The sequence below is a fragment of the Cohnella sp. genome (genome assembly GCF_041641335.1).
Lineage (GTDB): Bacteria > Bacillota > Bacilli > Paenibacillales > Paenibacillaceae > Cohnella.
On the sequence record NZ_JBEPYQ010000039.1, the window covers coordinates 1 to 12123 of the forward strand.

At 58.0% G+C, this 12123-nt stretch carries 11 protein-coding genes; 2 read left to right on the plus strand and 9 right to left on the minus strand.

Annotation, left to right across the window (positions count from 1 at the left end; all coding sequences use genetic code 11):
• Positions 1–183: 183 nt before the first annotated feature.
• The 3 genes from ACESLM_RS14465 to ACESLM_RS14475 form a co-directional block, all read right to left on the minus strand.
• The gene (locus tag ACESLM_RS14465; RefSeq protein ID WP_372632282.1) at positions 184–909 is read right to left on the minus strand and encodes a response regulator transcription factor; all 726 of its coding nucleotides are present in this window, start codon (positions 907–909) and stop codon (positions 184–186) included.
• 120 nt (positions 910–1029) lie between these two features.
• Complete coding sequence (gene pnpS, locus ACESLM_RS14470) at positions 1030–2829, minus strand: two-component system histidine kinase PnpS (RefSeq protein WP_372632283.1); 1800 nt, start codon at positions 2827–2829, stop codon at positions 1030–1032.
• A 24-nt stretch (positions 2830–2853) separates the two neighbouring features.
• The gene (locus ACESLM_RS14475) at positions 2854–4386 is read right to left on the minus strand and encodes a fumarate hydratase (protein ID WP_372632284.1); all 1533 of its coding nucleotides are present in this window, start codon (positions 4384–4386) and stop codon (positions 2854–2856) included.
• Positions 4387–4506: 120 nt separating this feature from the next.
• On the opposite strand from ACESLM_RS14475, the gene yfbR reads away from it, so the two are divergent.
• Together yfbR and ACESLM_RS14485 are read left to right on the plus strand one after the other, a co-directional pair.
• On the plus strand, positions 4507–5115 hold the full coding sequence (gene yfbR / locus ACESLM_RS14480; protein WP_372632285.1) for a 5'-deoxynucleotidase: 609 nt from the start codon (positions 4507–4509) through the stop codon (positions 5113–5115).
• Complete coding sequence (locus tag ACESLM_RS14485; protein ID WP_372632286.1) at positions 5112–5918, plus strand: sugar phosphate isomerase/epimerase family protein; 807 nt, start codon at positions 5112–5114, stop codon at positions 5916–5918. Before yfbR ends, ACESLM_RS14485 begins: the two co-directional genes overlap by 4 nt.
• Before the next feature lie 226 nt (positions 5919–6144).
• Here ACESLM_RS14485 and ACESLM_RS14490 read toward each other — a convergent pair whose 3' ends face one another.
• The 6 genes from ACESLM_RS14490 to citZ form a co-directional block, all read right to left on the minus strand.
• Positions 6145–6699 (minus strand): DUF3221 domain-containing protein, encoded by a 555-nt coding sequence (locus tag ACESLM_RS14490; protein ID WP_372632287.1) that lies wholly within the window; start codon positions 6697–6699, stop codon positions 6145–6147.
• Positions 6696–7313, minus strand: a complete 618-nt coding sequence (locus ACESLM_RS14495) for a hypothetical protein (RefSeq protein WP_372632288.1) — start codon at positions 7311–7313, stop codon at positions 6696–6698. The genes ACESLM_RS14490 and ACESLM_RS14495 overlap by 4 nt, the downstream gene beginning before the upstream one ends.
• A gap of 278 nt (positions 7314–7591) precedes the next feature.
• Positions 7592–8026 (minus strand): DUF2269 family protein, encoded by a 435-nt coding sequence (locus ACESLM_RS14500; protein ID WP_094041961.1) that lies wholly within the window; start codon positions 8024–8026, stop codon positions 7592–7594.
• A 196-nt stretch (positions 8027–8222) separates the two neighbouring features.
• Positions 8223–9167, minus strand: a complete 945-nt coding sequence (mdh, locus tag ACESLM_RS14505) for a malate dehydrogenase (RefSeq protein ID WP_094041962.1) — start codon at positions 9165–9167, stop codon at positions 8223–8225.
• Between the two features lie 126 nt (positions 9168–9293).
• A complete protein-coding gene (icd, locus tag ACESLM_RS14510; protein WP_372632289.1) occupies positions 9294–10586 on the minus strand; it encodes an NADP-dependent isocitrate dehydrogenase in 1293 nt (430 codons plus the stop codon).
• A 112-nt stretch (positions 10587–10698) separates the two neighbouring features.
• On the minus strand, positions 10699–11814 hold the full coding sequence (gene citZ / locus ACESLM_RS14515) for a citrate synthase (RefSeq protein ID WP_372632290.1): 1116 nt from the start codon (positions 11812–11814) through the stop codon (positions 10699–10701).
• Positions 11815–12123 lie beyond the last annotated feature (309 nt).

Genomic DNA, 12123 nt, shown 5'->3' on the forward strand with positions numbered 1-12123 from the left:
GGGGATAAACCGCTCCCTCTTGCACCTGAGTCTTGTCGATCGGTCGCATGGCCGATTTCTCCCCTATCCTGAGCTCACGAAGTCTTACGGCCGTTCCCGGTTTGACAGAACCTTCAATAGCGCCAAGAAAAAACGCCCGAGTCGCAGGACCGGGCGATGATTGCGATATAAGTTCGGATGCTCTTAATGATTCGAAGTCGTCTTCCGGTTGACGAACAGCTTGTAGCCGACGCCGCGGATCGAATCGATCTGCACGCTCTGCTGGTTCAGCTCCAGCTTCTTGCGCAGGGAGCTGACGTGCACGTCTACGGTGCGTTGGCCGCCGATGTAATCGAAGCCCCATACGACGTTCATCAGGTCGTCCCGCGTAATGACGATGCCGGGCCGTTCCGCCAAGTACAGCAGCACCTCGAACTCCTTCGGCCGAAGCGTAATCCACTGGCCTCCCGAGAACACCTCGTACTTGTCGGGGAAAATCTGCAGATCGCCGATCGAGATGACCTTCTCGCCGTCCGCCGCTTTCGCCGGCTTGCTCTCCTCGTTGCGCGAGCGCCTAAGCACGGCCGACGTCCGGGCGAGCAGCTCCGCCACGCCGAACGGCTTCGTAATGTAATCGTCCGCCCCAAGCTTAAGCCCTTGCACGACTTCCTCCTCCGCGTTCCTCGCGGTCAGAATGATGACGGGCGTGCGCACGCCGTTCTGCCGCAGCTTCTGGAGCACTTCGAAGCCGTTCATGCCCGGGAGCATCAGGTCCAGGAAGATAATCGCATAGGATTCATGTATCGCTTTATGAAGCCCTTCCGCCCCGTTTCCTACCACTTCCGTTTCATAGCCTTCCTGTGAGAGGTTGTAGGTTACGAGACGGGCGAGCGTCGGTTCATCCTCTATAATCAAAACTTTGTCCGACATGCGTACCTCCGGATAGGCAGGATTCCCTGCCTTAATGGCTCATCTATGTTAGTTTTATCATACCACTGTAAAGCCAACATCATGCAAATGTTAACTCAACGTAAAATAGACTGGCCTGATTTACGGTTGCAGCAGCGGCAGCTCCAAAATAAACCGTGAACCCGCGCCGACCGTGCTTTCCACCCGAATCGTTCCGCGATGCAGCTCGGTCAGATGCTTGACGATCGACAGCCCGAGGCCGGTGCCTCCGGAGCTGCGGGAACGGGCTTTGTCGACGCGGTAGAACCGCTCGAAAATGCGCGGGATGTCCTTCTTCGGAATGCCGATCCCGGTATCCGACACCGTAATGCGCACCAGTTCCTCGTCTCCGCCATCCGCCTCCACGATCTCCGCCCGCACTCTCACCTTGCCGCCTTCAGGCGTGTAGTTGATCCCGTTCTGCATCAGATTCATGACGATCTGGCCGAGGCGGTCTTCGTCCGCTTCGAGGAACAGCTCCTCCTCCGTCTGCACGTCCAGCTCGATGCTCTTCTTCGCCGCTTCCGGCGACAGCAGCTCGGTCATCCGTGCGAGGAAGGCCGGCAGGTCGATCGGAGAAAATTGCAGCGGAGAACGGCGCGACTCGATCTTCGACAGCTCCAGAATGTCTCCGATCAGCCGGTTCAGCCGGTCGCTCTCGTCCTGAATGATCGTCAGGAAAGATCTCGCCGTCTCCTCGTCGTTCATCGCCCCCGCGAGCAGCGTCTCTGCAAAGCCTTTCACCGCGGCTACCGGCGTCTTCAGCTCGTGCGAGACGTTGGCGACGAACTCGCTGCGCATCCGCTCCAGACGGCGGATCGCCGTCACGTCCTGCAGCACGAGCAGCAAGCCTTGCTCGTCGTCGCCGCCCATCGTCATCGGCACGATATGAATTTCGAGCAGCCGCTCCTCCGGATAATACACCGTCAGCTCCTCGTGAACCGCAACCGGCTGCTCCAGAACTTCGCGGATCAGGTTGACCAGCTCGAAATGCTGGCGGATTTCCGTGACGTGCCGGCCGACGCGCTCGCGCACCGTGCTGCCGAGCAGCAGCTCCGCTTCGCGGTTGTACAAAGTAATTTTGCCGTCGGGCGCGATCATGACGACGCCGCTCGTCATATTGTCGAGCACGCTCTGCAGCCGCGTTCCGTTGTCGCGGATTTCATCGAGCTGATCCTGCAAGCTGGCCGCCATCGCGTTCAGCGCGCGCGCCAGCTCGCCGACCTCGTCCTTGCCGCCCTCCGGCACCCGCGTCGCGTAATCCATATTGGCCATCCGCTTCGCCGCCGAAGTCATCCGCTCCAGCGGCCTCGTCACGCCAAGCGCGACGCGGTAGCTGACCGCTCCGGCTACGACGAACAACAGAAGCAGCCCGAAAATAAGCGCCAGCCACATGTTGTCCAGGCTCCGCTCGACGTCCCCGAGGCTCATCGCCAGACGCACGACTCCCGTCGCAGCGGAGCCCTCGCCCGCGCTCACTTGAATCGCCACATACATCATTCGCTCTTTCACGGTAGAGCTGTACCGAATGCTGCTTCCCGTTCCGGACGCCAGCGCTTCGCGCACTTCCTCCCGGTCCAGATGGTTGTTCATCGTCCCGGGATCGTGATCGGAGTCGCCTATGACCGTTCCGTCAGGTCGAATATAGGTGATGCGCATCTCGGCGATTTCCTTGAACCGCTGAGCCTGTCCCTGCAAGTATTCGCTCGCTTGGGCGTCGTCCAGCGAACCCGGCCAAGGCACCGCCGCGTTCAGGACGTGCAGCTCGCGAATCATATGATCTCGCAAAGCCTCTTGATGGTTTTTCTGATAGGAATTGCCCATGAGCAGACCGGCCGCCAGCACGGAAGAGCCGATCAGCAGCACGAACAGGACGGTAAGCTTGAAACGGAACTTGGTCATGACCGGGGGTGCGCTCCTTCTTCGTTACGCGAATACGGGATCTTTGAACTGCTCCAGCTTCGCTCTTGAATCTTTGTCAACGTCCGCATGCAAGCTGTTGCCGTGAGCGTCCATCGTGACGATCGCCGCGAAGCCTTCGACCTGCAGATGCCACATCGCTTCCGGAATGCCGAATTCCATAAAGTCGACGCCGTTCACCTTCTGAATGCACTCCGCGTAATATTGGGCCGCGCCGCCTACCGCGTTCAAGTACACCGCTCCGTGCTCCTGGAGCGCCGCAAGAGTTTTCGGCCCCATGCCGCCCTTGCCGATGACCGCGCGCAAGCCGAATTTTTTCAAGATATCGCCTTGGTACGGCTCCTCGCGAATGCTCGTCGTCGGCCCCGCCGCCTTCACATGCCAGCCGTCGGAATCCTTGAGCATGACCGGTCCGCAGTGATAGATTACGCCGCCGTTCAGGTCGATCGGGGAATCGTGATCCATCAGGTGCTTGTGCAGCGCGTCCCGACCCGTGTGCATCTCGCCGTTCAGAATGACGACGTCTCCTACTTTCAAGCTGCGCACATCCTCTTCCGAGAGAGGCATCTGCAGCACGATTTCTTTCCCTCTGGGCGCTTCCGCCGCCGCAACCGCCTTGTCCTTCATCGGAACGTTCGAGCCGCCTTCGTAGATCCAGCTCTTGATCTCGTGCGTGTCGCCGTCGAGCAGCACGCCTTGGCGGCGATACGCCCAGCAGTTGTAGGCGACGGAGACGAAGAAGCTGGCCGGGAGACGGTTGACCACGCCGACTTTGCAGCCTAGCAGCGTAACGTTGCCGCCGAAGCCCATCGTGCCGATACCGAGCTCGTTCGCTTTCTCCAGCACATAGTCCTCCAGTTGGGCCAGCTCTGGAATCGCGTTAACGTCGTCGACGTTGCGGAACAGCTGCTGCTTGGCGAGCTCGTAGCCGGTCGTCCGGTCCCCGCCGATGCCGACTCCGATAAAGCCGGCGCTGCAGCCCTGACCCTGCGCCTGATACACCGCATGCAGAATGCATTTGCGGATACCGTCGAGATCGCGTCCCGCTTTGCCGAGCCCTTCGATCTCGCACGGCAGGCTGTATTGAATGTTTTTGTTCTCGCAGCCGCCGCCTTTAAGAATGAGACGCACGTCGACCTCGTCGCGCTCCCACTGTTCGAAATGGATGACCGGCGTGCCGGGTCCGAGATTGTCTCCCGTATTCGCGCCCGTCAACGAATCGACCGAATTGGTGCGAAGCTTGCCGTCTTTGGTCGCTCTGGCGATCGCGTTGCGGATCTCCTTCTTCATTACGATCTGGTTGGCGCCGACCGGCGTATGAACGACAAACGTAGGCATTCCCGTATCCTGGCAGATCGGCGACACGTTGCACTCGGCCATTTCGATGTTTTGCGCGATTGTGGACAGGGACAAGCCTGCGCGCGTAGCTTGGTCTTCCGCCTCTCTGGCGGCGGTTATGGCACGGCGGACATCCGCCGGAAGATTCGTGGACGTTTCTACGATGAGCTTATAGACGCTTTGTTCGAATGCAGATGACATAAGTGCTGAATCCCCTCTCTATTCGTTGACTCCTATTAAATATATAATAGCATATATGCTCCCTATAAGTTTAACCAAAGTCGAGCAAAACCGACTTGCCGGAGAAAGGGTGCCGCCTTCATGTCCAATCATTTTTTGGCGTATATGTACCGATTGCAGCATATCGAGCGCTGGAGTCTGATGCGCAGCGCGAATCCGGAAAACGTCGCCGAGCATTCCTTCCACGTTGCGCTGATCGCCCATTCCCTGGGCGTTATTGCGCGGGAAATATTCGGGCGCGACGTTCAGCCGGAGCAGCTCGCCTCCTACGCGTTGTTCCATGATGCGACGGAGGTATTCACCGGCGACATTCCGACGCCCGTGAAGCATCAGAACCCGCGCATTCTCGCCAATTTCCGCGAGATCGAAGCGATGGCCTCCGAGCGGCTGCTGGCCAACGTGCCCGAGCGGCTGCGCGGAAGCTATGCCCCGCTGTTCACGCGCCAGCCGGACGATCCTGCGCTCGCCAAGCTGCTGAAAGCCGCCGATCTGCTCGACGCCTATTTGAAGTGCACAAGCGAGATGTCCGCGGGCAACCGCGAGTTCGCCACGGCCCGCAGTCAGATCGAAGAAAAGCTGGCGCAGCTCGGGCTTCCCGAAGTGGAATGGTTTCTCGACCATCTGGCGCCGGGATTCGAACGAACGATCGACGAACTATCCGAAACCGAAGGAGGCGATCAGCCATCATGAAACTGAAAGTATTCAAATCGCTGTGGGGAATGGAACATCTGACGATTGAGGAAAAATTCGCGAAAATCGCGGCAGCCGGCTATGCCGGGGTCGAAAGCCCGCCGCCCGGCCCGGACGAGGAGGAGAAGTTCCGCGAGCTGCTGGCCCGATATGGACTGGAGTATTCCTCGATGGCGTTCACGAACGGCGATCACGTCGAGTCGTTCCGTAGTCAGCTTGAGCGGGCAGCCACGTTCTCGCCGGTGCTGATCAACGCTCATAGCGCGAAAGACGATATGCCTTACGAAGAGCAGCTGAGCTTCTATCGCCAAGCGGCGGAAATCGAACGCTCTCTCGGTATCCCCGTCGTTCATGAGACGCACCGCGGACGGGCGATGTATACGCCGTGGACGACCGAACGCCTGCTGAACGATCTGCCGGAGCTGCGCCTGTGCGCCGACTTCAGCCACTGGTGCGTCGTATGCGAATCCTTGCTCGAGGATCAGGCCGGACGGATGGAGAAAATCGCGGCGCGCGCCGCATACGTCCATGCCCGCGTCGGCTATGCCGAAGGACCGCAGGTCAATCATCCAGCCGCGCCGGAGCATGCCGACGCGCTTGCGGCGCACGACGCCTGGTGGCGCTCCATCGCCCGCCATCGGCGCGATCAAGGTGCGGACCAGCTCATTTTCGTCCCCGAGTTCGGACCTCCGGGCTATCTGCATTCGCTTCCGTTCACCCGGCAGCCCGTCTCCGATCTGTGGGAAGTGTGCCTGTGGATGAAAAATTACTTGGAGAGCCGTTGGGAAGAGTGGCTGGCTTAACGTACGAATAAGCCATCTTTTAGATGACCTGACCTCTATATTTCTTTGTCCATGTTCGTTTTGCGGGACATGTATCTCCTTCCGCTGACATTACGGTCGTGAAATCTGAATGATAAACCCTTAACAGGGAAATTTCACGACCGTAAGAAGCAGACGCTTCGCTCTATAGGAGATACATGTCCCTCTTTTTTATCGACAAATAGAACCTACTACTCTTTCAAGTCAGCTATTCTCTATCCGGAACGGTAACGACAACCGTACGAGCCTCTCCATTGTACGCCAGCTCGATCCGCCAATGCCCGGTGTTCGCCTTGTATTCCGCGGCTTTGACCGCTGGCGGGAACATTCCGCCGGCGTCTGGAGCTTCCAGCGCCTTGCGGATCGCTTCCGCCTCCGTCAGATTCGCGCCGTCAGGCTGCTGCGCCGCGAAAGCTTCCACGCGTCCCGCCTTCCCTTGCCCCGGGTAAGATTCCGCGATAGGTCCTTCCGGCCATACTCGAACCCGCTCGCCGATGTCGTGCTCCGTACCTGCATTGGAAAACCAGGTAGCTTCGTAATAGTGGTTTGCTCCCCCGTCGTCGCTGATATTCGTTTTGACAGAGCCCGTGACTAGAATTCCATCGCCTTTCCTATCGACGATATAACCCGTGTAGACAAACTCCGGCTCTTCGGAAGATTGCCCGGCCCCATCGTTCGATGTTCCCGTGCTCTCTCCGCAAGCCGAGAGCAGTACGACGAATGCAGCCAGAAACGCTAACAGAACACCCCTTTTCCTTCTCATCGTTGCCCGCCTCCTTTATTTTTGCTTCTGGTTCTGACGAAGATCAGAGCGCCAATGCCGACGGCGGCAGCTAATCCGATCCACACCCAGACCGAAGCTCCTCCTTCGACCGATCCGCTTCCCAACTCGCTCCCTTCGGCCGATACGCTTCCCGGCTTGCCCCCTTCGACCGGTTCATATCCCGCGCCCAGCTGCTCTAATGCGTCCCCGGCTTCATCGATCGGTTTCGTCAGCTCGCACATGCCCGTCTCCAACCGGTCCGGAATTCCGTAGGCGGACACGAGGTATCGGCCGCCTTCCTTGAAATGCACGTAACCGCAGCTTTCCGAGCCGATCGCCGTATACACCTTCGTTTGCTTGGTCAGCTCGCCTTTCCACACGTTCTCGACATCGAACGTCATTTCCACCCGATCGATCGAGCTGTCGATAATCCCTTTATCCGGCTTGACCACCTTCGTAACCGTGCCGGAAAATATCGCCGTCTTGCGGCTCAATTCGTCTTCGACGGACGGCGGAGCAGCGCAGGAGCAGGCGTAAGCCGTTCCCGGAGCCGCGATCGCGCCCGCGGCAAACGTCAGCAGCAGGCACGCGAACAGCGCCAATGCGGTTCTCATTTCTCATCACCTCTACCTTCAGACGACGAAAGCTCCCAGATTGTTCCGCGCTCGAAAAAAAAGAAGCCGACTAGGCGGCTTCGGAAAATTTGCGGACGACGCGGTATTGCGCGAAGCCGGCCAAAACTCGTAATCGTCGTTAACGCCGAGCCGAGCACCCTGATCCAGATTCCCGCGTCGTAGCGGTTGATTGCGTGTGCGATTCTCCACAGAATTAAGCAAAAATCCCCATCCGGCAACCGGAGGGGATTCCGCGAGAGGCGTTGCGCCCGCTCTGCTTACGCCTTATACCAAGGTACTTGCATAAACCAAATGATGACCAAAAACAGAACGAAAATGATCGTGCTAAGCGTCTGCACTTTCGAGATCGAAGCGCTGGCGCTCTCGCCCTTGACGGATGCTTCCGCGATTCGCTTAAGCGGTCCTTGGACGATGCCGCTGAGGGCGCCGATCGCGAGGAACAGGATGCCTACCGTCACGATCCAGGAGACGGCATAAGACACGTTTAATCCGGTCAACAGATAGCCGCCCGTGATCAGTTGGAGAACCAAGGCATACTGCCCGATTCTGCCGCCGGAGATCAACCCTCGGGCCAGCCCTTCCTGCGCGGTGCCGGACAATTGCTTGAACTTCCCGGCCACGAACGGCAGGATCGCGTACACGCCCATGCCGACCGCGCCTACTACGTGCAAAAACAACATTACATTCGCCATTCGTCTAAACCTCCAATATTGATCAACCAAACTAAGACATCCTAAGTATACACAAAAAAATGGACGAGCAAAACTTTTCGAGCCTGGGCGGCTGGGTTTCGGCTTCTTCTCGCTGCCCAACTCGCCCAAGACGCAAAAAATCGCCGAAGACCTGGTTCGAGGCAGGGTTTCGGCGATTCCGAGACGTCTTGATCCGTTACGCGTTGTCGACGATCTTGATGACGTTGCGCACGGAATCCGCGGATTTCTCGAGAGCGGCCTTCTCCTCCGCCGTCAGATCAAGCTCGATCACTTTCTCGATGCCGTCCCCGCCAAGCACGGCGAGCACGCCCATGAACAAGTTTTCGAAGCCGTATTCGCCTTGAAGCAGCGCAATGACCGGAAGGATCCGTTTCTTATCCTTCAGAATCGCTTCCGTCATTTGCACCAGGGATGCCGCCGGAGCGAAATACGCGCTGCCGTTGCCCAGCAGGTTGACGATTTCGCCGCCGCCTGTGCGGGTGCGGGCCACGATGGCGTCGATCTGCTCCTTCGGAAGCAGCTTCTCGACGGGAATGCCGCCGATCGTCGTATAGCGGACGAGCGGAACCATATCGTCGCCGTGGCCGCCGAGCACGACGCCGCGCACGTCTTCGACGGACACGTTGAGCGCTTGCGCGAGGAACGTGTTATAACGGGCGGTATCGAGCACGCCGGATTGGCCGATCACGCGATTTTTGGGAAAGCCGAGCGCCTTGTTCGCTACGTAAGTCATGGCGTCGACCGGGTTGGACAAAATGATGACGTAGGCATTGGGACTCGTCGCTTTGACATTCTCGCACACCGACTTCACGATGCCGGCGTTCGTGTTCACGAGATCGTCGCGGCTCATGCCCGGTTTGCGGGCGATGCCCGCCGTAATGATGACGACGTCGGAATTCGCGGAATCCGCATAGTCCGCCGTGCCGATAATGTTGGCGTCCACCCCTTGCACCGGAGTCGATTCCAGCATATCGAGCGCCTTGCCTTTCGTCGGATTCTCAAGCTGAGGAATATCGAGCAGAACGACGTCGCCCAACTCCTTCTGGGCCAGCATCAACGCCGTAGTCGCGCCTGTGAAGCCGGCGCCTACGACCGTAATTTTTGCGCGTTTGATTGCCACTTGATTGCCTCCTTTGTCATTTTGCCTTTTCCCGCATAACCCCGTTATGCGGGGAGAACCGCCGCCTATGCAGGCGACGGTTCATTCCCCTTGCGATTCATCCCCTTGCGGGCGACGGAATCTTATTTAGAAGTTCTTGATGATCTCGTCGGCGAACTCGGAGCATTTCACTTCCGTAGCGCCTTCCATCAGACGGGCGAAGTCGTAAGTAACGACTTTGCTGCCGATCGATTTCTCGAGGCCTTTGTAGATCAGGTCGGCCGCTTCCAGCCAGCCCAAGTGCTCGAGCATCATAACGCCGGACAGAATAACGGAGCCCGGGTTGACGACGTCTTTGTCCGCATATTTAGGAGCTGTGCCGTGCGTCGCTTCGAAGATCGCATGGCCGGTCACATAGTTAATGTTCGCTCCGGGAGCGATTCCGATTCCGCCGACTTGAGCAGCCAGCGCGTCGGACAGGTAGTCGCCGTTCAGGTTCAGCGTCGCGATGACGTCGAAGTCTGTCGGACGGGTCAGAACTTGCTGCAGAGCGATGTCGGCGATGGCATCCTTCACCAGGATTTTGCCTTCGTCCAGAGCCGCTTTCTGAGCCGCGTTAGCCGCCGCTTCGCCTTGCTCGGCTTTGATGACGTCGTATTGGCCCCAAGTGAACACTTTGTCGCCGAATTCTTGCTCGGCCACTTCGTAGCCCCAGTTTTTGAACGCGCCTTCCGTGAACTTCATGATGTTGCCTTTGTGTACGAGCGTAACGGATTTGCGGTTATGCTTGATCGCGTATTCGATCGCGGCGCGCACGAGACGCTTGGAACCTTCCGCGGATACCGGCTTGATGCCGATGCCCGAAGTTTCCGGGAAGCGGATTTTTTTGACGCCCATTTCTTTTTGCAGGAACTCAAGCACTTTTTTGACTTCTTCCGTACCGGATTGGTACTCGATGCCGGCATAGATGTCTTCCGTGTTTTCGCGGAAAATGACCATGTCTACGAGCTCCGGACGCTTCACCGGAGAAGGAACGCCCGTGAAGTAGCGAACCGGACGCAAACAGACGTACAGGTCCAGCTCTTGACGAAGCGCGACGTTCAGGGAGCGGATGCCGCCGCCGATCGGCGTAGTCAGAGGACCTTTGATCGCGATGATCATCTCGCGGATCGCTTCGAGCGTATCGTTAGGCAGCCATTCGCCGTAAGTATTGAATGCCTTCTCGCCGGCAAACACTTCGTACCAAGCGATTTGTTTCTCGCCGTTGTATGCTTTCTCGACTGCCGCGTCAAGCACGCGCTTGGAAGCTTTCCAGATGTCGCGGCCCGTGCCGTCGCCTTCGATGAAAGGAATGATCGGATTGTTAGGTACGTTCAGTACGCCGTTCGTTACCGTGATTTTCTCGCCGGAAGTCGGCGCTGCGAATTTTTCGAGTTTCATAATTACGTTACTCCTCCTGAATAATGATCTATTTGTCATCTCGCGAAGAACCGGCGGCCCGCCCCCGCGGAACGAGGATGGAGGCAACCCGCCGGCACACAGCTATGCTGCTTTAACCTCTTTGGGAGATCGGCGCGTAGTGCTGGTCTACCGGACCGACGTATTCCGCGCGCGGGCGGATCAGACGGTTGTCTTCGTATTGCTCCAAAATGTGGGCCGTCCAGCCGGATACGCGGCTGATCGCGAAGATCGGCGTGAACAGGTCGCGCGGAATGCCCAGCATCGTGTAGCAGGAAGCCGAGTAGAAATCCACGTTCGGCTTAAGCCCCTTCTGGCCGGTGACGAGCTCCTCGATCTTGACGGACATCTCGTACAGCGTCATATCGCCTTTCAGCTCGCCGAGCTGGCGCGACATCTGCATCAGATGCTTGGCGCGAGGATCGCCGTTCTTGTAGACGCGGTGGCCGAAGCCCATGATCTTGACCTTGTTGTCCAGCTTGTTCTGGATGTAAGGCTCCACGTTCGCCAAGGAACCGATCTCGTCGAGCATGACCATGACCGCTTCGTTCGCTCCGCCGTGCAGCGGGCCCTTCAGGGCTCCGATCGCCGACGTGACGCCGGAATAGATGTCCGACAGCGTCGCGACCGTGACGCGGGACGCGAAGGTCGAAGCGTTCAGCTCGTGGTCGGCGTGGAGGACGAGCGCTTTGTCCATCGCTTCGATGGCGACTTGCGCCGGCTCTTCGCCCGTCAGCATATAGAGGAAGTTATGCGCGACGCCCGCGCCTTTCTTCGGAGCGACCGGCTCTTTGCCTTCGCGGATTCGCGCGAACGCGGCGACGACCGTCGGCAGCTGCGCTTGCAGTCTGACCGCTTTGCGGTAGTTCGCTTCCTTGCTCATGTCGTTCGCTTCGCTATCGTATAGGGCCAGACTGGATACGGCCGTGCGCAGCGCGGCCATCGAGTTGGCGTTCTTCGGGTATAAGCGCAGGCCTTCGATAACTTCGGCCGGAACGGAAGCGTATTCGCCGAGCTGGGCTTGCAATTCGTTAAGCTGCGATTGAGTAGGAAGCTTGCCGTGCCACAGCAAATAAACGACTTCCTCGAACGAAGCCTTTTCCGCGAGTTCGTCGATGTTAATGCCTTGATAGGTCAGGACGCCGTCAATAATGGAACTGATGGAAGACTTCGCGGCGACGATTCCCTCAAGGCCCTTGGTTGCTGTCATATTTTTCTCTCTCCTTTGACCGGAAAATTCATGTCCGCCGGCTTGTCTGCCCTGTCGCCGGGGAATGCCCGCATAAGTCTGCGCGCTAGCTAGAATCGCTCCCAGCTCGATATTGTACGCAAACCGTAACAATCTTAACATTTTTTGACCTTTTTTAATGATAATCGATTTCACAGGCGAATGGAACCGATGGGGGCATAAAAATGCTTTATCGGGCCCATCACGAATCGTTCTTGAACAAGCGACTCTATAATCATTTGCTTAAAGCCCCTAATTATTCCACCGGACGATTTATGATACAATGTAACG